We start from the raw sequence: 22074 nt of genomic DNA, 5'->3' as shown, positions 1-22074 counted from the left end.
TCAGCACAGGGTTCCACAACACTCTCTCAGCCGGTGAAGCGCGACACCCCTCTATGTCAGGGTGAGTTGAGTCCATTGGGTCATTGCAAGCCAACCCACGATAGAGGGCGAGAGAAGGACCAACCGCGATCATGACCAACTCGATCACAGTCCTGGACAATGACCGTATGGAGGACGAGGCGAACCATCCCAGGGCCGGCGGTCCGCAACCACGGCGGACGTTCACTCCGGCGGACAAGCTCGCGCACCTCGACGCCTACGAGCAGGCCTGCGAGACCAACGAGGGTGGGGCGTACCTGCGTCGCGAAGGCTTGTACTCGTCGCTGATCGTCGAATGGCGCCGCCAACGCGACGCCGGCGTCCTCACGGGCAAGAAGCCGGGCGCGAAGATCGGCAAACTGACCCCCGAACAGGCGGAGATCGCCCGCCTCAAGCGGGAACTGGAACGGGCGAACAAGAAGCTGGCCACTACCGAGACCGCACTGTCCATCATGGGAAAAGCGCACGCGCTCTTGGAACAACTCTCCGAGAGCGCGGACGCCGACGAGACGCGGAAGAAGCACTGACAGCCGCCCACCACGCCCTCACCGCAGCCGGGGTGACCACCCGTGCCGCAACAACATTGACCGCTGTGGCCCGCTCGACAGCGACCCGCACCCGGGAACGCCCGGCCGCTTCCGTCCCATCCGTCTCAGCGGTCATGCGTGCGCCGGCGAACAAGCTGTCCGCGCTCGAGCGCCGCCGGGTCGTGGAGGTGCTGTGCTCGGATCGGTTCGTCGACCGGGCGCCGCTCGAGGTGTACGCCACCCTGCTCGACGAGGGCATCTATCTGTGTTCGGTGGCGACGATGTACCGGATTCTGCGGGAGAACCGGCAGGTCAGCGACCGGCGTCGGCAGGCGCGACATCCGGCGCGGGCGTGTCCGGAATTGGTGGCGCGAGCCCCGCGGCAGGTGTACTCGTGGGACATCACGAAACTGCCCGGCCCAACCAAGGGTGTGTATTACGACGCGTATGTGATGGTCGACATCTACTCCCGATACATCGTCGGAGCGCACGTGCAGACCCATGAATCCGGGCTGCTGGCCGTCGAGTTCATGACCGATATCTTCGCCACCCACGGGATCCCCGAGGTGGTGCACGCGGATCGAGGCACGTCGATGACGAGCAAGTCGGTCGCGACCTTGCTCGCGGACCTCGATGTGGTCCGGTCGCACTCGCGGCCGAGGGTGTCCAATGACAATCCATACTCCGAATCATTGTTCAAGACATTGAAATACGGACCGGGTTTCCCGGAGCGGTTCAGTTCGGTGCACCACGCCCGGGAGTTCATGGACTCGTTCGTCGCGTGGTACAACCACGATCACCGTCATACCGGAATCGGATTGCACACCCCGGCCGATGTGCACTTCGGTCTCGCGGCACCCAAGGCGACTGAGCGTGCTCGAGTGCTCGCCGACGCCCGCCGCACCCACCCCGCGCGCTTCGGTACGACGGACCCATACCCAACGATCCTGGCCCTACCCGCCGACGCCTGGATCAACAAACCCGTCCAAGACCCGGCGACCGAACCGGACACCGAGGAAGTCGCCGCTTAACACCCGGTGGACTCAATCGCCTTGAAAAATTCCGGTGTTCGTCGCAGGCGCCGACGGCGGCGACCGTGCGGTGAAGATGGCCGACATGTTCCTCCGGGAGCTCGCCACCCCGCCCGCCGACGACTGACGCCGGCGCACCCGCGGGGGCAGCAGTCGCGGCACCCGCCGGCGCCGAGTTCGCACAGCCCCCGTGTCCGGATCGACGCAGACACAGACGATCCCGTCGGGGACGGACCACGTCCGGCAGAGCGGGCTGCGCCGGCGCCCCGGTCGAGGAATGCGGGGAGCATCCCTGCCCGCTCCTCCCCTTCGGAGAGGGACGCGGGTCCGGATACAGCCAGCCGGACGGTCCGCGCCACGTCCCGGTAAGCCCGGCCGGGGAGCGCCGTTCGATATCGACCCGGGAGCCTGCGCGCGTGGTCGTGGGGCCCGGGCATCGGCGGGCCGAGACCGTCCGGTGCGCCCGCAACCCCCGCCGTCGTTACGGTCCCCGGGCACAGGTCAGCGCCGTGAGGGTCTACGACGCCGCGTCGACCGGACCGTGACGGCCGGACGCGTCCGGCCTTGCCCGGACGGCAGTGCCGGCGCCCCGCGCCGCACCCCCTCGGATCGACGGTGGACGCCCCTGTGGGTGGCGGGGTCCGTGGTCGTGGCAAGGCCCCGAAACCCGCCCTCGGAGGCGACCTGGACTCTCGAACGGGCCGCAGGGCGGGGCGGAGACGATCTTCTGCGATTTCCCGCCTGTGTCGGGTGATTCTGCCGCGGTCCGCGTCCCTGCCCGGGTCGATGGCGGAGGCACGCAGCGAAGGTCGGCATCGGTCCGGACGCGCACGCCTTCGGGCCAGCAGTTGCCGGTGTCGATCCCGGCCCCGTTGGGACCGCTCCAAGTGGGGCAAGCGCCTTTCCAGGCGTGTTGTACGGGTCACATACAGTCAGTACGCTCGGTTCGACGAGTTGAGCTGAAGGGTCGGGCCGGCGACGGTCCGGCGCCTCGAACACCACAGGTCGACGAGGATCCGGCGGTCAGGAGACGCACATGGGTTCATCACGCACACGCACGCTCCGGCCGGTACCGGATGCGGAGACGCGGGTGGTCTTCCGGACCATCCACGGCTACCGCCGCGCGTTCCGGCTCGCCGGCGAGGGGCCCGCCCTGCTGCTGATCCACGGGATCGGCGACAACTCCTCGACCTGGCAGGAGGTCATCCCGCATCTCGCCCGCAAGTACACGGTCATCGCCCCCGACCTGCTCGGCCACGGACGCTCCGACAAGCCCCGCGCCGACTATTCGGTCGCCGCATACGCCAACGGTGTCCGAGATCTGCTGTCGGTGCTGGGCATCGAGCACGTCACGGTGGTCGGGCACTCCCTCGGCGGCGGCGTCGCGATGCAGTTCGCGTACCAGTTCCCGCAGATGGTGGACCGGCTGATCCTCGTCTCCTCGGGCGGCGTCACCAAGGACGTCCACCCCGCCCTCCGCCTGCTGTCCATGCCAGGCCTGAGCGAGGTCCTCAAGCTGCTGCGGCTGCCCGGCGCGATGCCGGCGGTACGCGTCGCCGGCGACCTGCTGGGGCAGTTGCACGACACGCCGCTACGCCCCGGTGTCTTCCTGCACGACACGTCGGATCTGATCCGCGTCCTGAGCGGACTGCCCGATCCGACCGCCTACGAGGCGTTCCTGCGCACACTGCGGGCCGTCGTGGACTGGCGCGGCCAGGTGGTGACGATGCTCGACCGCTGTTACCTGACCGAGAACCTGCCCGTGCAGCTGATCTGGGGAGATCACGACAGCGTGATCCCGGTGAGCCACGGTTACCTGGCGCATTCGGCGATGCCGAATTCCCGGCTCGACATCTTCCGCGGCGCCGGTCACTTCCCGTTCCGCGACGATCCCATCCGGTTCCTGCGGGTCGTCGAGGAATTCCTCGACTCGACTGCGCCTCTCGTGTTCGACGAGCAACGCTGGCGTGAGTTGCTGATCAACGGCGTCAGCGAGAACCAGATCACCGGCAGTCCGGCCACCCGGCAGGCTGTGCTCGGTGCAATGGGTGCCGACGAGCGCAGCGCCACCTGAGAGCGAGGAAGAGGACTTTTCGATCCCTCCTGTGCCGGTGCCCCGGCTGCGGTGTGGCGGGGGCGCTGCCCGCGGCACCGGAACCTCAGTCGGTGATCTGCGCTGCTCCGACCGCCGGTGCGGAACCCGGCGGGGCGAGGGCCGGCAGGCGGGTGAACCGGCCGGACAGCTGGTCGTGGCGTCGCCCGGCGTCGTCGAGCAGGTACATCGTCCCGGCATTGACCGGATGAGTCAGGACGAGGAACTCGGGGGCCGGTGGGACACCAGCGGTCACCACATACTTCTCGGTCGCCGAAGCCAGCTGTGCGGGGTCCTGCACGGTGCGGTAGACCACCCCGATGGTGGTCTCGTCCTCGAAGACGGCCCGCACCGCCTCCACGATGGGCACTCCGTGCCGATAGGCCGCGAGCAGGGCCGGATCGGGCACGCCGGCGGCCTTGGCGGCACCGCCCGGTGCGGTGGGGGGAGGGGTGGTGGGAGGAGGAGCACCATGGGCAGGTGCGGCCAGCGCCAGCACCCCCCACACGAGCGCTCCTGCGACAAGCGATCTACTCCGTCCCGACACCGGCTCTCCCTCTCGCCTCGACGATGCCCGGCACCTTCGACCTCCCGGGGCTGCTCAGGTGGGCATACCCCGCCCGGCACGCGGTGACACCGCACCGACTACCAAGGGGCAATACAAGAACGGGCTCGCGCCCGGACCGGCCCGCCCCACGGGCCGAGCAAGGCTGCTTGCACCGGAGCCGGCGACACCGGGCTCGTTCTTGCGCCGACGGGTCTGTAACCGCCACCGGGACTCCCACCTCCGAGAGTTGCGCACGGGCCCCCTCGTCTGCGGCGAGACCGATCGCTGCCGGGTTGATCTTGGTCTCCCGGTTTCGGTTCGTCACCACCGAGGACTTCGGGGCGAACCGGAAGACACCGAAGACGACAACCCCAGTGACATAGATCACAGACGAAGTGTGCGTATCCCCCGTTTACACGCACCTGCTGGTGGGGTAACTCCCGCAACACAGCCGATGTTACGAATACGGCTCTGCCGGAACACATTACAGCAAGGAGGAAACAATGACCGAGATCCTGAACGCGTTTCTCGTCAACTTCAACGCCCTGCTGCAGACCATCAGCACGGGCAGCGCCCAGCTCCTCGGCACCATCATCTGATCGGAACTGCCGGGAGGGAAACGGAGAGTTTGTCTCCCGCGCGGGTTCGGCGCCCGCCCTGGCCGCAACGGCGATCCGGCCGTTGCGGCCGCGGCATTCCCCGGTGGGTGAGACCGAACCTGGCTTCCGATGCCGACGTTCAGAACTTCCGCGCCCGCAGGACGGCACCTACGCTCGCTTACCTTGATCACAGTCCTTCGCTGAAGGGCTGCGCTCACCGGACCCGGGGTGACTTGCCTTCGCCTCTTCGCCTGATCCGGCGGTGGTGCCGACGGGCGTGGCGACGTCGACGCACCGCCGACAGGGACACGGCCCACCGAAAACAGGGGCCGGCTTGTCGACGGCACGTGAAAACTGACCACGGTATGGCATCTCAATTTTGACCCCCTGACCACCGATCCTGGCTGAAGTCGAGCCAGGAGGGACGAAGGGATGTTGTCCGTGGAAGATTGGGCCGAGATTCGTCGTCTGCATCGCAGCGAACGGTTGCCGATCAAGGCGATCGCCCGGGTGATGGGGATTTCCCGCAACACGGTCCGCTCGGCGCTCGCCGCCGACGGTCCTCCGAAGTACCAGCGAGCCAAGGCAGGCTCGATCGTCGACCCGTTCGAACCCCGCATCCGGGAGCTGCTGGCACAGTTCCCCACGATGCCGGCGACGGTGATCGCCGAACGGATCGGCTGGGAACACTCGATCCGGGTGCTCAGTGGCCGGGTCGCCGAACTGCGCCCGGTCTATCTGCCGCCCGATCCGGCCTCGCGCACCACCTACCTGCCCGGGGAGATCGCCCAGTGCGATTTCTGGTTCCCCCCGATCACCCTGCCGGTCGACCACGGGCAATCCCGGACCTCGACGAAACTGCCGGTGTTGACGATGATTTGCGGCTATTCCCGCTGGTTGTCGGCGGTGCTGGTGCCCACCCGCGGCGCCGAGGACCTGTTCGCGGGCTGGTGGCAGCTGCTCGGCCGCCTCGGCGCGGTGCCCCGGGTGCTGGTGTGGGACGGCGAGGGCGCGGTCGGGCGGCGACGCCACCGCCGGACGGAACTGACCCGGGACTGTCAGGGTTTCCGCGGCACCCTCGGGGCGAAGGTGCTGATCTGCAATCCCGGCGACCCGGAGGCCAAGGGCGTCGTCGAACGCAACCACGACTATCTGGAAACCTCGTTCCTGCCGGGCCGCTCGTTCACCGGCCCGGCCGACTTCAACCGGCAGTTGTCGGCGTGGGTGGCGGGGGCCAACACCCGCCGCAAACGGGTGCTCGGATGCGCACCGGCCGATCGGATCGACGCCGACCGGCAGGCCATGCTCACGCTGCCGCCGGTGCCCCCGCCACCGGGTGGCGCTTTTCGACCCGGTTGGCCCGCGATCATTACATCCGGTTCGACGCCAACGACTATTCGGTGCATCCGGCGGTGATCGGCCGGCGCATCGAGGTCAGCGCCGACCTGGACCGGGTGCGGGTGCGCTGCGAGGGCACCGTCGTCGCCGACCACGCCCGGGCCTGGGCCAAACACCAGACCGTCTCCGACCCGGAGCACGTCCAGGCCGCTGCGGCGCTGCGCCGCGACCGCATGACCCTGGTGCACCGGCCGGCCGAGACCGAGGTGCAGATCCGGGCGCTGAGCGACTACGACGCCGCCCTGGGCATCGACGACTACGACGGAACGGTGGCGTGATGACGACCCACACCCGAGCATCGGAGCGGGATCTGACCGCCGAATTGAGTTTTCTCACCCGCGCCTTGAAGGCCCCGACCCTGCGCGAGGCGGCACGGCGGCTGAGTGAGCGGGCCCGGGCCGAGAACTGGACCTACGAGGAGTTCCTCGTCGCATGCCTGCAGCGAGAGGTCTCGGCGCGGGAAAGCCACGGCGGTGAATCGCGGATCCGATCGGCCCGATTCCCGGCCCGCAAATCGTTGGAGGAGTTCGACTTCGATCACGCCCGCGGTCTCAGACGGGAGACGATCGCGCACCTGGGCACGCTCGACTTCGTCACCGCCAAAGACAATGTGGTCTTTCTGGGACCACCGGGAACCGGGAAAACCCACTTGGCGATCGGGATCGCGATCCGGGCCTGCCAGGGCGGGCATCGGGTGTTGTTCGCCACCGCCGCGCAATGGGTTTCCCGACTGGCGGACGCCCACCACAACGGCCGGCTGGAAGCCGAACTGGTCAAACTCGGCCGTTACCCGCTGCTCGTGGTCGACGAGGTCGGCTACATCCCATTCGAGGCCGAGGCGGCGAACCTGTTCTTCCAGCTCGTCTCCAGCCGCTACGAACGGGCCAGCCTGATCATCACCTCGAACAAGCCGTTCGGTCGATGGGGCGAGGTCTTCGGGGACGAGGTCGTCGCCGCCGCGATGATCGACCGCCTCGTGCACCACGCCGACGTCGTCTCGCTCAAGGGTGACAGCTACCGGCTCAAGGGCCGCGATCTCGGCCGCACCCCCACCGGCCGCACCGCCGAGGATTAGCGGCCTCACCGACCGAGAGGGGGTCAATTTTCGGATGCCGGAAAGGGGTCAAAGTTCAGGTGCCGTTGACACCGGCTCCCACCCGGGACGGGAAAGTCGTCGACGGGAAGCCTGATCCGCCCCCGGACCGAGGATTCCGGTGAGCTACCGTGAGACGGCCGGAGCGTCGGGCGCGCCGTCAGGGGAGGGGCGAGACGCCCACTCCGGCGCCCTACTTCGGCCCGCTGTCCCCCGGTCGCCGCGCCCACCCGACGTGTCCTCGGTCCCGGACCCGCTCGTGTGCTCCCAAGAGGACAACGCTGGCGACTACCAGGCACAGTGCCCGCCTCGTCTGCCTCCGGAAATAGGACCCGGTGCGCGTCCCCCGGTGCACGTCCTAGGCCGATTCCTCGGTGTCCCTGGACACGCCCCGTCGGCTCCCCCGCGCTGGTGGGGTGACGCACCGGCTTTGCGGCGTCGGGAGCCGGGTCCGCCGGAGCTACTTGCGGCGGGGCAGGCGCACCACCTGCACGAAGAACTCGTCGATCTGCCGGACCGTACCGAGGAACTGATCGAGATCGACCGGTTTGGTGACGTAGGCATTGGCGTGCAGCCGGTAACTGCGGGCGATGTCTTCCTCGGCCGCGGAGGTGGTCAGCACGACGATCGGGATATCGGCCAATTCGGGATCGCCCTTGATGGTTTCGAGCACCTGCCGCCCGTCGTACTTGGGCAGGTTCAGATCCAGCAGGATCAACTCCGGTCGTGGGGCGTCGACGTAGTCCCCGCGCCGATACACGAAGTCCAGTGCCTGCTCGCCGTCGCGTACGACGTGCAGTTCGTTACCGATGTCGTTGTCGGCGAATGCTTCGCGGGTCATCAATTCGTCGCCCGGGTCGTCCTCGACCAGCAGGACATCGATCGGGTCGGCAGTATCGAACATCAGGTGTACTCCTTGCGGTGTCGGTGGCGGGGGCGACGAGACCGAACTCGGCCTCGGCAGGGGTCATCGAGCAGAGGGCAGCAGACCACCGGGGCGCCGGCCAGGAGGCACCGTCGTGGTCGCCCGGCCGGTACGAGCGCGGCGACCCCGGGGTGCGCGCGGACGACAGTCCGCGTCCCGGCGCACGTGTCCTCGTCTGCCCACGCATTCCCGCCTCGTCTGGGCTCGGTGACAGTGCGGCTGTGCGCAGCGGCGACGATCGCTCCGCGGGACATCAGCAGAGCCCCACGATCAGAAGGAACGGCGAAACTCATCCGGGTAGCTTTCCGGCTCGCAACCGGCACGGCACCGAGGCGTGCGGCCATCGGACCTGCGGGCAGGGCCATCGCTCGGCACAACAGAGGGCAATCGGGCGGGCTGGTTGCTGAACCCGGAAGCGAACTGTAGCTCACTTCGCTCCGGCCCGTAGCGAGGTGCCGCTCAGCGGTACCGCCCGCAGCATCCCGCACCTGCGGGCGCAGGACAGATCCGGTGCGGGGGTGAGATCCCCGCGCCCGGCTGCAAGGATGGCCCCCGTGATCGAGACGCCCCCCACCCATGCCACCGACGAGGACGAGCCGCTGATGGCGGTGACCGTCCAGCACCGCGACAGCCTCGCCATTGTCGCCGCCCGCGGCGACATCGATCTGCTGACCGCCCCGCAACTGCGCACCGCCATCCACCAGGCCCTGGCCGACGCTCCCCGCGCCGTGGTCATCGACCTGAGCGCGGTCACCTTCCTGGCCTCGGTGGGCATCGCGGCCCTGCTCGACGCCCACGCCGCCGCCGGCGGCGCCGGCGCAGAGGTGCCGTTCGCCGTGGTGGCCCGCGGCGCCGCCACCGCACGTCCCCTCGAACTGCTGGGACTGACCGAGCTCTTGCGGGTGCATCCCGACCTCGACGCCGCGACGATCGATCTGGGCACGGCGCTGAACCCTGCGGCGCCGCGGCGCTGACCGCACGGCGGCGCTTGACCGCCCCGACACCGGGGTACCCGACACTGCGCGGACAGACCCGACTGCGGATCCCGCGCCGACATCCGAGGAGCACCCCGTCATGCGCAGCCCCACCCGCACGGACTCGGTGGCCGAGTTTCGGCAGCGACTCGACCGAGCCGATGCGGCCGCTCTGACCGCGCTGCGCGCCGAGCTGCGCCGGTGGCTGACCGCCCTCCCGCTGTCGGCCGCGATGCGTGCCGATGTGCTGCTGGCCGTCTACGAGGCCGCCGCGAACGCCGCCGAACACGCCTATCCCACCACGGCGGGTCCGCTGCGCGTGCACGCCACCTATCACCGCGGGCGGCTGATCGTCCTGGTCCGTGACCACGGCCGCTGGCGCATCCCCACCGACACCCCCGACAGCTCCCGGGGCAACGGACTGGTCCTCGTCGGCGCCGTCAGCACCGACTCCGCGGTGCATGTCGATGCCACCGGCACCACGGTGACGATGCAGTGGGATCTTCGCACCGTCCCCACGCACGCGTAACCAGCGCAGCCCACCCCGAGTCGGCGGCAGACGGCGGCAGAGTGCGCCGACAGCAGCGTGCTACCGGGAACCGGGCGGGTCGACCGCCGTGCGCAGCACGGCCCGATCCCCCGCCGTCGGCGACGTACCGGTCAAGACCCGGCACACCACCTCGAGATCCTCATCCGTCAAGTCCGCGGCACCGGATCCGGTGCCGCGGTGCGACGACGCATGGCTCATGCTCACCCCCGTTGCGGTATCCATCCCTGAGGCCGACCCACGCCCGGCCCGCCGGCGCACCGCGTGTGCTCGGACACAGCCATACCCCGGGCGTCGCCGGGTCACACCTCGAGTCGGACCCCGGGACGTCCTTGCCGGGACCGGTCCTCGCGCAACGACTTCGGGGCCGACGCTGCGTACGCGACGGCCCGCAGAAAGTTTACGAACGAAACAGTCGGGTATGCCCCCGGGAAGCCGGTCCGACTTCGGGACCGCGAGGAGGTAGGAAACATGGTCGACTCGTCTGCCCGCCGGACCCGCCCGGCGGTGGTGCTGCCCTCCCAGGTGCGCGGCCATTTGTCCCTGTTCGATCGGTTCGCCACCCGCGCCGACGCCATGGTCTCGCGGGCGGCGTTCTTCGCCTTCTGTGTGCTGCTGGTGCTGGTGTGGGCCCCGTCGTTCCTCGTGCTCGACAACATCGACACCTGGCAACTGATCATCAACACCGTCACCACCATCGTGACGTTCCTGCTGGTGGCGCTGCTGCAGAACACCCAGAAACGCGCCGACGACGCGGTCCAGCACAAACTCAACGCCATCGCCGACGGCCTGGCCGATCTGATGGCGCAACTGTCGCACGAGCATCCCGGACTGCAGATCGACTGCCGAGAACTGCGCGCCGCCGTCGGTCTCGAACACCGCGAAGGCGCCTAGACCGCCCCACCGCTCGGCGGGAGACCGCGGCGAGCAGAACCAGGCGGGCCGCGCCACGGTAATCGCGGCATGCGGGTCACTGCATGCGCCGAGACCCGCTCCTGTGCGGGTGTCGTCTGCAACTGTCACCTCCCAGACGGCACCTCCCGTGGCAGCCACCGAGCCGGCTATCCGAGCTCGGTGGCTGCCACGGCCGAATCGACAACCCCCGTGCACCGCGCCGCACTGCCCCGCACCGGTCGGGAGGCTTCGTCACCCCCGGGCCTCTGCGTCCGCCGCGGGAACCCGCAGCTCCGGCGCACCTCCACCGCGGCGACAGCTGCCGCACCTCCCGCAACGAAAAACAGCGGGTTGTCCCCGATCGGCACCAGCAAGCTCGGTACGACAAGCCGCCAGTCAGATGCTGCGTACTCCACTCCCGCCCAGGGTATTCCAGTCGTACCGTTCGCCTCCGACCCCCGCCTTCTTCCAGGAGACCCTCATGAACAACACCTCGTCTCTGCCCGAGCGCGCCCGACACGTGGTCGACGACGCCGAGGGCAAGATCAAAGAGATTACGGGCACCCTCTCCGGAAACGACGATCTCGCCCGAGCCGGAATCGAGGAACAGGACGAGGTGGACCGCAGACGCCACGGACCGTCCGAGGCGCCCCCGCCCGACTGAGCCACCACTTCGCGTGGGCTCATACCCAGGGTGCTGCGCTGCGGTCAGCACGACTCCCCCCTTCCCACCGAACCCCAGCCGTATAGATGCGGCATCCGCAGTCGATCCCACCCCACCCACGGTTGGCTGGGGAGTCGGGTCCGACCCGAGACGATCGCTGTGCTTCCCGGCAGGGCGACCATCTCGAATTCGAGCGCCCTCGGCCGACGCGGCCCTGGGACCACGAAGCGGACAGAGAGAGCGCGCTGCGGTCCACGTGGTCAGGCGACAGTCCGTCAGTCGCCGTCGCCCACGACACCGTCCCAGCCGCCCACCCACTCGCGTGGATCGGAGACGGGCTGGGCCTGCACCTGCTGCACCTCGCCGATACACGCCCTGGACAGCAGCGCCCCCAGCGAGATCGCATACCGATTGGGCCGAGCCCCGTTCCGTTCCTCGTCCGAGTCGCCGTCGACGGCGGGATCGTTCTGCCGCAGAGATACGGTGGGTTCGGGCTGCTGACCGTTCATGTTCACTCCTCGAACGCCCCGACGAAGAGGTCGCGGGCACTTCAACCGGGGAACTTTGTCCATCGTGGCACACCTGTGCACATCCGGGACCGCTGTCCATTGCAACCGTCGTTCGGGACCAAGGTCGGCGTCGGCGGGTGAGTCGTGGCCGGTCCACCCGGCGGGGTATTCGGTTTTCTTCTATTTTCCGTCGAGGCCGGTATTCGTCTGTCGTTGATTTGCTGACGAAGGTCGGTGGTCAGCTACAGCCCTCCAGGTATTCCGCCCAACCATCGACAAAGCCGCATTCGTACTCGGCGGCTGCAGCGTTGTCGAGGCGCTCCCCCGGCTCGGTGGTCAGCCAGATTTGGCCCCGCTCGGCGTCGTCGGCTGTGGCGTCACCGTGGTGTGCGCGATCCACCGCGGCCGCATAGCCGGCGGCATGTCCGCGCTGGTAGGGGCTGCTCATCGTTGATCTGCCTTCTCACTCGTCGGCGTCGGTGTCTGCGATGGCCTCGGACTCGAGGTCGAGGCGGCCGAGGACGCTGTCGTCGACTGCGGCCGCGAGGGTGGCCTGGTATTCGTACAGGTCGAGGCGTTCGAGCGCGCCTTCGACGCTGTCGGGGGCGGCGGTGATGCCGATGCGGGGGCGGGCGTCGATCACCAGATTCACGAACGACCCCTGCTGCCCTGCCCGGTGGGTGGCCCGCACGAGCCGCCGCATGGCCGCCGTGCCGGCGAGGACGGCGTCGACCTCGGACGCGGCGGTGCCGGCCTCGTGTGGGGGGGCCGGATCGCAGGTGACGGTCCAGGTGTGCATGACGGGGTCCCTCCTTGTGCGGTGGTGGGGGTGGCACCGGTGCCGGGTATCAGTGTGCCCCGCACCGGTGACCGGTCCGGGCGCAGAACGAGCAGGTGGCCCGGTTCTGTGGAGAACCGGGCCACCTGGGGACAACGGGGGTCAGCTGCGGCCTTCCAGCGCGAGGGCCTTCTCGTCGGCCGGGAGGAGCACCGAGCGGGCTACCTGCACCGTGCGGGCGATCTCGCCGATGAACGCGGCGTGTCCGGCCTTGTCGAAGAACCGGAAGATCAACGGCCCGGCCTCCACATCGACCCAGTGCACGTGGCGGCGACGCTTCGGATCGAACGCCCCTGCAGGCACGATGTTGGTCTGGGGCACAGCCGACCAGTGCACCGTCACCAGATGCTCGTCGGCCACGAACCGATCCAGGCCGAGCATGAACTTCTCGGGCAGCGCCATCAGATACCCCCCGCCGAGCGGGCGGCGCAGCGCCGTGACCAGGCCCCGGGCCACGGCCGGGTCGGTGAACACCATGCGGATCGCACCGAAGGTGGCGAACACCGCCGCGCTGGCGGTCAGCGCGCTGGTGACATCCAGGCGCACCTGCTGCTCATCCCCGGTGTGGGTTTGAGCGCTGTGTGGCGGTTTTCTGTGATCGCTCGGGGGCGTTAGTTTCCGATCACGAGGATGCTAGCGGCGGATTCTATGACGTCGTCGGTGATGGTCTCGAGTTGGTTGATCTTGAGCACTCGGGCGATCTGCGGGAAGAGGCGTTCGAGGAGTCGGAAGTTGCCCCGGGTGATGCGTTCGATCGCGGCGATAGCTTGAGCGTCGGTGAAGTCGTCAGGGTCGAGGGTGCGGCCGAGGCGTTTCCAGTGGCGGTCGAGGACGAAGAGCAGTTCTTCTCGGCCGAGTGCCCGGTAGCGGTGTGAGAATCCGAGGCGAGAGTAGAGCTGCGGGTAGTGGCGGAAACGCTGATCGATGCCAGGCATACCGATGAGGACGATTGCCAGTTGGTGGCGATCGTGGTGATCGCGGAGTAGTTCGAGCGCAGTCGGGGTCAGGCGTTCGGCTTCGTCGATGATTAATAGTTCGACCCACCTGGTCACGTCACCGGTGCGAGCGCCGGTGGCCTTGCCGATACTGCGTTGATGTTCGTCGACACAGATCCCGACTCTGATGCGTAGGTGCTCGATCTCGGCCATGAGCTGTTTATGCCGGGGCAGGACTTCGGGGGTGTAGAACACTGTGCGGGTCCGGTTTGCTGTGGCGTGGTGCTTCGCGTCGTCTTCGGTGCGGGGACCCCATTCGTCGATGTATGCGCCCAGGGTGTCCCAGTGGGCGTAGCGGCGTGCCGAGAGGGTCTTGCCGATGCCAGCATCGCCGTGGCAGATGCCGATCGTGTGTTCTTTGCGCACGGCGTTCGCGAACTCTCTAAAGCGGCGGTGTTCCTTGGTGACGATGAAGTCCTTGGTCATCATTCATCCTCTTCGTAGGTTCGCAGCTTCGATCGGCGGGCAACGGGCGCAGTGGTGCGGGGTTCTTCACGATCGGCGATACGGGGGATGCGGTCGTTGATGTCTTTACGCAGTTTCTGGCGGCGGGCACGGCGTGCTGTCTCGATCTCGCGCAGGCTCAGTCTCTCGTTCGGGTGGGCCTCGTCGATGGCGACGCAGACGAAGGTGTCGTGGTCGTAGACGCGGATCTCGGAGACATCGCGCGGGTCGTATCGGATCGTGACGGGGCGCCCAACGAACGGTGCCAGGGTCGATGAGCGGTAGCGGTGGCCTTGGAAATGGATTCCGTCACGCTGCACGGTGCGGTGTTTGGGCACCGTCAGCAGTAGTCCGTCGAGTTCATCGAGGGATTCGGGCATGCGCGGCAACCAGCCATCACCAATCCACGCCTTCTTCGGGCTCGTGCCGATCTCCCGGTGAGTCCGCTCGTTGTAGGTGGCGATGAAACTGGCGATTTCTTGATCGAGCGCAGGTAGGTCCAACGATGGTTGCGGCGCCTTTGCCCCGGGCGCCAGGTGTCCTGGCAGGGTGGCCAGGAGTTCGGTGTTGACTGTGCCGAAGAATCGCTCAATCTTGCCTCGGCCTTGCGGTCGTCCGACGGTCGAGAAGATGAGGCGGATCTTCAGTGCGATCGCGGTGTACTCGAGGTGGTGGCTGGTGAAGTCGCTGCCGTGGTCGATATAGAGGACGTCAGGTAGCCCGCACATCGCCCAGGCCGGATCAGTCTTGCGCCAGATCGCCTGTCGTAGCGCCAGCGCGGTGTTCATCGCCGAGGGCGCCCCGGTGAAAACCATGTATCCGCAGACAGCGCGGGAGTAGTCGTCCATCACCACCGTCAGCCAGGGCCGCTCGGCGGTGCCACTGGCGCCAGTGATGAGGATGTCGAGTTCGGTGTGATCGGCTTGCCACGTCGTATTCGGGCGTTCGGCACGATGGCGGAACACCAGTTCGTACCGGTCCCGATATGCTGCCGGCCCCTCCAGAGCAAGCGTCACCAGGGCCGGGTCCAAAGCGAGGACGATGGCGCGGACCGTGGCATAACTCGGGGCCGCCAAACCCAAGCGCCCCGCTTCGGTCACGGTGAGCCGATGCAAAGTAGCGGTACTCGGGCGTGGGCGGGTGAGCGCGAGGTGCTCGAGGAACGTGACCAGTTCCGCCGGAGTACGTCGAGATCCCGTGTCGCGCCGTGGCCGCGGCTCCAACGCCGCGATGCCGCCGGTCTTGTAGAGCTGGTGCCAGCGTTGCAGGGTGCGCAGCCCGGTACCGGTGTCGCGGGCCAAGGCCGTCAGCGAGATGCCGTCCTCGACGTGAAGTCGCAGGATGCGCCACCGCTGCGGCCCGTCCACGTCACACCTGCTGGGAGACCGTGTCGCGGTCGCGGGCAGCTTGTTGGTGCCGGTAGAGAGTGGCGCGGGACCACCCGACCAGCCGGGCGGCCTCTTCGGCTGTGCGGCCCTTGGCTCTGGCGTCTCGGGCGATGTCGAGTTTTTCGGCAATCACCGCTGGGTCAACAGGTGGACGACCGAAGCGGGTGCCGCTCTGCTTCGCCGCAGCGATGCCGGCATTGACTCGCTCGGTGATGAGCTCGCGCTCGTACTCGGCCAGCGTTGCGAGCATGCCCAGCATCAGCCGGCCGGAAGTGGTCTCCGGGTCGATGCCGTCCGAGAGAGACTGGATCTTGACGCCCTTGTCCCGAAGCAGGTTCACAGTGTTGAGGACATCGATCAGGGAACGGCCGAGCCGATCGATGCGCCATACCACGACCGTGTCGCCGGGCTCGACGTAGTCCAATAGCCGCTTCATCCCGGGGCGCTCGATCGCGGTCCGGCTACCCGAGGTCACATCCGCAAACACATCCCGCTTCTGCACCCCGGAATCCACGAGTGCATCCAACTGCAACTGCGCGTCCTGACTCGCGGTACTCACGCGGGTGTACCCCAACAGCCTCATGACCCGATTGTGCCTCACAAACCCCTGCCGAGCACCACCCTGCGACACTTTGCAGTGAGACGACTTCGAGAGACGAAAAATGTGTCCATTGACCCATGAAGCGATCTCGAATTTCAGCCTCCACCTGATGTCTCATAAATCTTTAGGTTTTTAAGGCGCTGTCCCAACAGTTCAGCAGACGCTGTATAGTTCAGTAAGTGCTGACTATTGTTTCTCGTGTGGATGTGATGAACCGGTTAGGGCGGGCGATGGCCGACCCGACGCGGTCCCGGATACTGCTGACCTTGCTGCAGCAGCCGGCCTACCCGGCGGAGCTGGCCCGCGATTTGGAGCTGACACGGTCGAACGTGTCGAACCATCTGGCATGCCTGCGCGACTGCGGGATCGTTGTCGCAGTGCCCGAAGGCCGCCAGACCCGGTACGAGATCGCAGACCCGCACTTGGCGCGGTCGCTATCCTCCTTGGTCGAGGTCACCCTCGCGGTCAACGAAAACGCCCCCTGCTTGGAGCCCGACTGCTCAGTGCCGGGTTGTCACGCCACGGAGGTGCAGGCGTGATCCTGTCCTCGGCCCTGCAGGCGATCGGCCTGTTCATTGCCACCAATATCGACGACATCATCGTCCTGTCGCTGTTTTTCGCCCGCGGAGCAGGCCAACGCGGCACCACCGCACGCATTCTGGCCGGCCAGTATCTTGGCTTCGTCGGCATCCTCGGCGCCGCAGTGCTCGTCTCCCTGGGCGCGGGAGCCTTCCTGCCCCCGGGGGCCATCCCTTACTTCGGACTGATCCCACTGGGCTTGGGACTGCGGGCCGCGTGGCAGGCCTGGCGCGGGGACGATGATGACGACGACGCAAAGATCGAGGGCAAGAACGTCGCAGTATGGACCGTGGCCGGCGTAACCTTCGCCAACGGCGGCGACAACATCGGCGTCTACGTCCCCGTCTTTCTCAACGTGGGCACGGGAGCCGTAGTTGCCTACTGCATCGTGTTCCTGGTGCTGGTGGCGGGACTGGTGGGCCTGGCCAAGTTCGTCGCCACCCGCCGACCGATCGCCGAAGTCCTAGAGCGCTGGGAACATATCCTGTTCCCGACTGTCCTGATCGGCCTGGGCGCCTTCATCCTGATCAGCGGCGGAGCATTCGGACTCTGACAAAACCGACGCAAACCCCACCACGCACCCGTGAGTCGCCGACTCGCTCTAATTCTTCCGGCCAGAACGCCCGATTGGTACGTCGCCGCCAAGAAGTAGCCACAGAAGACCGCCACAAAGCGATCAAGTCCACACGATCGAGTGCCGGACCGTTTCGGGGTGTGCTGTTTGAGGATCGTCAAACAGCACACCCGCGCTGTCCCCGCAAACTTCCGCTACCATGAGATTAGTTGCAATTATTGTTTAATAATTAGGAGTAAATCATGGACAGTTATAGCGAGTTGCGAGCGGCGGTAGTGGACGCCGGCGTCTACACCACGACGATGGAAACGCTGAAGCGGATCCAGGACGCGGGACGACTGGGGATCCACGTTCGATCCGCCATCAGCCGGGCCTTGGCCTCTCACGGGATCGGACACCTCCCCGCCGAGTTGCCACCCAATCAGGACGACGAGGTCCGCCTCTACCTGCTGGGCACTCCCATTGCCGATGTGGTGAGCGCCGTCCTGAATCCCAGCGAACGTGGGGATGCGATGTTGCGTTCCGTGGGCTCGTCCGACGCTCAGGAAAAACTCGCGGTGATCCGCGACATCGTGTGCAGTTCCTCCACTGAAGGAGCCTGACGTGACCGCACCTGCCGAGGATTTGGGGGCGGGCCGTGCATGTCTTCGTTGACGAGTCGAAGCGCGACGACTACATCCTCTGCGCTGTGACCGTCGTACCGTCCGGCGTCGACGAGATGCGCAAACGGATGAGAGAACTGTGCCCCAAGGGAAGCAGCCGACTCCACATGAAGTCGGTGGACAGAAAGACAGCGCCCAAGATCGTGACCGAGGTCGCGAAGTTGAATGCCGACAGCCGTTTGTATGTGGTCAAGTCACGCAAGCTTTCCGAACGTGAGGCGCGGGACCTCACGCTCACTGCAGCTGCTCACGATCTGGTGGAGCTGTCTGCGAGTCGAGTGGTCATCGAGTCGTGCGATCAAGATCGAGAGGACAATCGGGTGATTCGGCAGGCGGTAGGTCCGCAGGCCCCGTTCGAGTACCTTCACGATCGTCCGAGCAATCCGTTGCTGTGGCTTCCCGACGTTCACGCCTGGGCGTGGGGTCGGGGCGGGTCCATACGCCGCAAAATCGAGCATCGCATCGAGGTCATCACCCTCTGAGATGCGCGAAGGCCCTCTCCGGAGGGAGAGGGCCTTCGGTACGTGTGATGGGCACGCAAGGCTGGAAACCACCTGGTGGAGCTGCCCCGAGGGGTACTTACGCTCCGGAGACCTCCTACACGGACCACTTCCCTCGACTACTGTCTCGGGCACCACATACTGTACCACTTTTGTACCGTTTCAGTACTACTTCGATACTGGTTCGGCGCTACCTCGACGGCATCCGTGTATACGTTTGATCAGTCGGTTTCGAACCCCGCCTGGTCGAATTTGAGGACGGCGGCGTTCTCACGGACCGTGCGGATCTTGTTCTCGTCGAATCCGTTCGGGGTGGTGGCGGTGATCTCGACCCGGACTTCGAGGTGAACGCCGTCGGCTGCGGCGAGGTGTTGGATGATCTCGTTGGTGATCTTGTTGAAGTCGCGGGCGTAGAAGTCCGGGTGCAGGGCGGTGGACCCGAAGAATCGGGTTTTCGCCATCGGAGCGGTCCCCTCGGTTTCGCTGCGGCTACCGGTGTATGCGCCCGTGGTGGCTTGGACCGTCGCACCGGCGGTAGGTGCGGTCTCTTCGTCGCCCGCGGTGGGGCCACCCTCGTGCTGAGATGCGGTCTCGCCCTGTGCTGCCTGATACTCGGCGAGTTCGAGTTCGCGTTGCGCCTCGGCCCGGGAAGGCTGGACCAGCAGCAGCGCATCGGTGATCTGCGGCACGCTCACCTGATCGGACGGCAGAACCAGCCCGAGATAGTTCTGTCCGTCCCAGTCGACTGCCAGTGCGAAGCCGGTCTGTTGCCAGAACATCTCGTCGGACACCGACTGCACCCCGTGTTCGAGGACGGTGCGATCGCGCAACCTCGCCAGGTACGGGTAGGTGGTGTAGTAGTCCCACAACTGGCCGAAGCTGAGGTGGCCCTCCCGGTCCCAGGCGGCCTTGAGGGTGCCGGACAGGTCGTGGCGGATCAGGCCGGCGCTGCGCTGCAGGGTCAACAGCGATTCGTTGCGCAACTTCGCCGCTGCCCGGGCAGCCAGATCGGTGGTGGTGCCGTCGGCCTTGAACGCTTCGATCTCGAGGGGCTTGGTCGCATCGCGCTGGGTAGGGGCGAGCACCCAGTGATAGGTCTGCAACAGCCGGTCGGCGACGGCCTGATTGTGAGTGGCGACCCGGTCGACGGCCTGCTGCCGTTGCGCGGCCGTCAGGTTCAGGTCCTTGTCGGCGTTGTCGCGGATGTAGGACCAGGCCAGAAAGTCCCGGACCGCGCTGTCGAGTTCACCCCAGCGGGCGTCGTCGGCGGCCAGGAAGGCGACCATGTTGCGGTGGGTGCGAGCGGCACTGCCACGGTGCTCGGTGACGTCTTTCGCCCAGATCGCCGCCGGGGAGTCGGCCTTGGCCTTGCGGTTGTGCAGATACGCGGGCGGCACGATCACCAATCGCACCTCCGGCACGTCCGGCACGTCCGCCGACGAGTCGGGTGCGACGTGCACGCCGGCGAACCCGTCCGACGCCGTCTTGCGGTGATCCTGCAGTCGGCGCACGACTTCGGCCCAGACGTCTTCCTTGTGGAGGCGTTCGGCGTGGTCGCGGGCGGTGCGGGTGGTGTTTGCCTGGGTGTCGTACCAGTACAGCGACCCGGAGTTGTAGAAGTAGGTGGCGGTATTGGCCAGGTGGTTCAGCGCCGAATGGAAGTTACCCGGCACATCCCCGGGAAGGGCGGTTCCGAGGAAGATCCGTTGCTTGTCCAGGCCCTTGTGCGCGGAAGTGAGTGTGGGGGTGGCGCCCATAAAGACGGTGCGGGCCAGGCGTTGGGTGGTCAGGCGTTGGCCGAGCAGCTGGTTGGTGTTGTCGACCTGGGCTGGGGCGGAGTTCGGTCCGTCGACGTCGGTGTCGATCAGGGCCTTCCATTGGTCGTCGAGGTACTGGGTCAGTTCGGTGACGACCTTGTCGGCGCGTAGCGGGATCGATCCGGGCATGATCAGCGGGGCGGTGTCGTTCTCGCGCCAGAGCTGACCGACGATGACGTTCATCAACCGCAGGACACCGCGGGTGCGCTGGAAGCGTTCGAGGGTGGACCAGTCCTGGTAGAGCCGGTCGAACAGCTCCGGGTGGATCGGATAGGAGCGGCGGATGCGTTCCTCGTAGTCGAGTTCGCGGACCTCGCGGGGAAAGTCGCCGCTGTTCTTGACGTAGAACGCCACCATGGCCTTGGCGGTGGCGTTGATCTTTGCCAGGGCGGTGCTGTCCGGGGTTTCGAACAACCGGCGCCGGACGATGTGGAAGCTTTCCTCGGCGTTGGCGGCGCGCCACTGCTCGGCGACACGGCCGACGGCCTTGCGCAGCATCTTCAATGCTTCGCGGCCGTTCTGTCCCCCGACCTCTTCCTCGTCGCCGACGTACTCGCCGTCCTTCATCTCCGCCGAGGCGGGGATGGAGATCAGCACCAACGTGCCCGGGACGGCTTTGGCGGCCTCGGTCAGTGCTTGGGCGAAGGTGAACTGGGCATCGAAGGTGCCGTCGGGCAGCTCCTCGTGGCCGAACAACAGGCGCGCGTAGGCGACCCATTCGTCGATGAGGATCACCGACGGGCCGAACCGCAGGAACAGCTCGCGCAGTGCTTCGCCGCTGGGGTTGAGCCGGTTGGTGTCGGATTCGGAGACCATCGCATAGCCTTCGGCACCGCCGAGGTGCCAGGCCAGCAGACCGCCGATGGTGTTGATGCGGGTGCCGTCGGGCATCACCTTCACCGCACCGGCCTTGATCTGGGTGCCTACCAGCGCCACCCGACGGGCAGCCGGCAACTCGGTGCCGGCGAGCAGGTCCTGTACTTCCTGCGGATAGTCCACCAGCGGCCGGCCCGACGCCAGATGCCACACCGCCAGCATGGAGTGGGTTTTACCGCCACCGAAGTTGGTCTGCAGGTTGATGATCGGCGCGGCGTTCGGGTCACCGGACAGTCTCTGCATCGCCGGGACGAGCAGATCCTTCAAGCCTTCGGTCAGGTAGGTGCGGGCGAAGAACTCCACCGGATCGGTGTATTCGGGGTCGCCTTCGCCGCGGGAGACCATCGCCAGGTCTGCGGCGAACTCGGCGGCATGGAAGTTGCCGCTCTGCACATCCTGATGCGGGCTGAGCACCAGCCGCCACGGTTCGAGACCGTCGGCGCCGATCTCCGCCGCCGCGGAGGTCTTGACGACCTTGCGGTCCTGCTTTTCGGAGCTCAGACGCATGAGCTCGATCCGGGAGCGTCGGGCCTCATCGGCCTGGTCCGGCGCCCCGATCGCGCGGAGGAACCGCTCGGCGGTATCGAGGGCCCGATACGCGTCGTCGGCGGAGAACGATCCGTTGTGCGCCCAAGTGTTGCGCACATCCCGCAGCTCTGTCGCCCAGGATTGCTCGGTGCGGGAGAGGTGGTCGGTGAACGGATACCAGCCTTTTTGGATCTGGTTGGGGATCTGTTCGGTGATCATTCGCAGCCCGTTCTGCGGGTCGGTGCGCACATACGTCTTCGCCGCCCCGACGCCCTTGGTCTTGTCCCGCGCTGCCAGGAGCGCCGTCCAGTCCCCACCTTCCGGCAGTTTCTTGGCCAGTACGTAGGTGTGGAACTCGTCCAGCGCGGGCCCGAGAAGCTCGAAGATCCGACCGATGCGGTCGCGGTTGCTCACAGCCATGGCACGGTTCCTT

Annotated in this window: 21 protein-coding genes and 1 pseudogene; 12 read left to right on the top strand and 10 right to left on the bottom strand. The window is 66.9% G+C overall.

All coding sequences use genetic code 11. The features are described from left to right. The first annotated feature begins 167 nt into the window (after positions 1 to 167). A protein-coding gene (locus CQZ88_RS02785; protein WP_374703804.1) for an IS3 family transposase occupies positions 168 to 1597 on the top strand; the annotation gives its coding sequence in 2 pieces (ribosomal slippage) (positions 168 to 534 and positions 534 to 1597; 1431 coding nt in all). A 1036-nt stretch (positions 1598 to 2633) separates the two neighbouring features. After that, positions 2634 to 3671 carry an alpha/beta fold hydrolase gene (locus tag CQZ88_RS02780; RefSeq protein ID WP_003935601.1) on the top strand — a complete coding sequence of 346 codons (1038 nt, stop codon included), beginning with the start codon at positions 2634 to 2636 and terminating at the stop codon, positions 3669 to 3671. Between the two features lie 85 nt (positions 3672 to 3756). Here CQZ88_RS02780 and CQZ88_RS02775 read toward each other — a convergent pair whose 3' ends face one another. After that, positions 3757 to 4197, bottom strand: coding sequence for a hypothetical protein (locus tag CQZ88_RS02775; RefSeq protein ID WP_146034240.1), 441 nt, complete (start codon positions 4195 to 4197; stop codon positions 3757 to 3759). A gap of 1070 nt (positions 4198 to 5267) precedes the next feature. Between CQZ88_RS02775 and istA the strand changes: the two are divergent. After that, positions 5268 to 6511 (top strand): annotated as a pseudogene (istA, locus tag CQZ88_RS02770) (IS21 family transposase). Then, on the top strand, positions 6511 to 7308 hold the full coding sequence (gene istB / locus CQZ88_RS02765; protein ID WP_102799222.1) for an IS21-like element helper ATPase IstB: 798 nt from the start codon (positions 6511 to 6513) through the stop codon (positions 7306 to 7308). Before istA ends, istB begins: the two are co-directional and overlap by 1 nt. A 478-nt stretch (positions 7309 to 7786) precedes the next feature. Here the strand turns inward: istB and CQZ88_RS02760 are convergent, their stop codons facing one another. Beyond that, the gene (locus CQZ88_RS02760) at positions 7787 to 8230 is read right to left on the bottom strand and encodes a response regulator (RefSeq protein WP_102799221.1); all 444 of its coding nucleotides are present in this window, start codon (positions 8228 to 8230) and stop codon (positions 7787 to 7789) included. Between the two features lie 575 nt (positions 8231 to 8805). On the opposite strand from CQZ88_RS02760, the gene CQZ88_RS02755 reads away from it, so the two are divergent. The 4 genes from CQZ88_RS02755 to CQZ88_RS02740 all read left to right on the top strand — a co-directional run bounded on the left by CQZ88_RS02755 (position 8806) and on the right by CQZ88_RS02740 (position 11330). Next, on the top strand, positions 8806 to 9225 hold the full coding sequence (locus CQZ88_RS02755; RefSeq protein ID WP_258008424.1) for an STAS domain-containing protein: 420 nt from the start codon (positions 8806 to 8808) through the stop codon (positions 9223 to 9225). Between the two features lie 100 nt (positions 9226 to 9325). Next, the gene (locus CQZ88_RS02750) at positions 9326 to 9754 is read left to right on the top strand and encodes an ATP-binding protein (protein ID WP_102799220.1); all 429 of its coding nucleotides are present in this window, start codon (positions 9326 to 9328) and stop codon (positions 9752 to 9754) included. A 489-nt stretch (positions 9755 to 10243) separates the two neighbouring features. Further along, positions 10244 to 10666, top strand: coding sequence for a low affinity iron permease family protein (locus CQZ88_RS02745; RefSeq protein ID WP_102799219.1), 423 nt, complete (start codon positions 10244 to 10246; stop codon positions 10664 to 10666). 481 nt (positions 10667 to 11147) lie between these two features. After that, a complete protein-coding gene (locus CQZ88_RS02740) occupies positions 11148 to 11330 on the top strand; it encodes a CsbD family protein (RefSeq protein WP_102799218.1) in 183 nt (60 codons plus the stop codon). Between the two features lie 275 nt (positions 11331 to 11605). Here the strand turns inward: CQZ88_RS02740 and CQZ88_RS02735 are convergent, their stop codons facing one another. The 7 genes from CQZ88_RS02735 to CQZ88_RS02705 form a co-directional block, all read right to left on the bottom strand. Next, a complete protein-coding gene (locus CQZ88_RS02735) occupies positions 11606 to 11839 on the bottom strand; it encodes a hypothetical protein (RefSeq protein ID WP_102799217.1) in 234 nt (77 codons plus the stop codon). A gap of 238 nt (positions 11840 to 12077) precedes the next feature. Then, positions 12078 to 12287, bottom strand: coding sequence for a hypothetical protein (locus tag CQZ88_RS02730; protein ID WP_102799216.1), 210 nt, complete (start codon positions 12285 to 12287; stop codon positions 12078 to 12080). Positions 12288 to 12302: 15 nt separating this feature from the next. Next, positions 12303 to 12638, bottom strand: a complete 336-nt coding sequence (locus CQZ88_RS02725) for a hypothetical protein (protein WP_102799215.1) — start codon at positions 12636 to 12638, stop codon at positions 12303 to 12305. 141 nt (positions 12639 to 12779) lie between these two features. Then, a complete protein-coding gene (locus CQZ88_RS02720; protein ID WP_258008423.1) occupies positions 12780 to 13223 on the bottom strand; it encodes a hypothetical protein in 444 nt (147 codons plus the stop codon). A 65-nt stretch (positions 13224 to 13288) separates the two neighbouring features. Further along, the gene (locus tag CQZ88_RS02715) at positions 13289 to 14098 is read right to left on the bottom strand and encodes an AAA family ATPase (RefSeq protein WP_003939268.1); all 810 of its coding nucleotides are present in this window, start codon (positions 14096 to 14098) and stop codon (positions 13289 to 13291) included. Then, positions 14098 to 15483, bottom strand: a complete 1386-nt coding sequence (locus tag CQZ88_RS02710) for a Mu transposase C-terminal domain-containing protein (RefSeq protein WP_003939267.1) — start codon at positions 15481 to 15483, stop codon at positions 14098 to 14100. Before CQZ88_RS02710 ends, CQZ88_RS02715 begins: the two co-directional genes overlap by 1 nt. A gap of 1 nt (position 15484) precedes the next feature. Continuing rightward, entirely contained in the window at positions 15485 to 16087 is a 603-nt protein-coding gene (locus tag CQZ88_RS02705; RefSeq protein ID WP_003939266.1) for a recombinase family protein, read from the bottom strand. 197 nt (positions 16088 to 16284) lie between these two features. Here CQZ88_RS02705 and CQZ88_RS02700 point away from each other — a divergent pair, with 197 nt between their 5' ends. The 4 genes from CQZ88_RS02700 (at position 16285) to CQZ88_RS02685 (ending at position 18402) form a co-directional block, all read left to right on the top strand. Then, entirely contained in the window at positions 16285 to 16644 is a 360-nt protein-coding gene (locus CQZ88_RS02700) for a helix-turn-helix transcriptional regulator (RefSeq protein WP_006550697.1), read from the top strand. Next, entirely contained in the window at positions 16641 to 17237 is a 597-nt protein-coding gene (locus CQZ88_RS02695) for a cadmium resistance transporter (RefSeq protein WP_003939264.1), read from the top strand. Before CQZ88_RS02700 ends, CQZ88_RS02695 begins: the two co-directional genes overlap by 4 nt. 263 nt (positions 17238 to 17500) lie before the next feature. Beyond that, positions 17501 to 17860 carry a hypothetical protein gene (locus CQZ88_RS02690; protein WP_043798095.1) on the top strand — a complete coding sequence of 120 codons (360 nt, stop codon included), beginning with the start codon at positions 17501 to 17503 and terminating at the stop codon, positions 17858 to 17860. Positions 17861 to 17895: 35 nt separating this feature from the next. Continuing rightward, on the top strand, positions 17896 to 18402 hold the full coding sequence (locus CQZ88_RS02685; protein ID WP_043798091.1) for a hypothetical protein: 507 nt from the start codon (positions 17896 to 17898) through the stop codon (positions 18400 to 18402). Positions 18403 to 18641: 239 nt separating this feature from the next. Here CQZ88_RS02685 and CQZ88_RS02680 read toward each other — a convergent pair whose 3' ends face one another. Continuing rightward, positions 18642 to 22061 (bottom strand): Swt1 family HEPN domain-containing protein, encoded by a 3420-nt coding sequence (locus tag CQZ88_RS02680; RefSeq protein WP_043798089.1) that lies wholly within the window; start codon positions 22059 to 22061, stop codon positions 18642 to 18644. Positions 22062 to 22074: the final 13 nt, after the last annotated feature.

It is taken from the genome of Rhodococcus sp. ENV425, assembly GCF_002887785.1.
In the GTDB taxonomy this organism is placed as follows: Bacteria; Actinomycetota; Actinomycetes; order Mycobacteriales; family Mycobacteriaceae; genus Rhodococcus; species Rhodococcus aetherivorans.
This window is presented reverse-complemented; position numbering and strand designations above follow the sequence as displayed.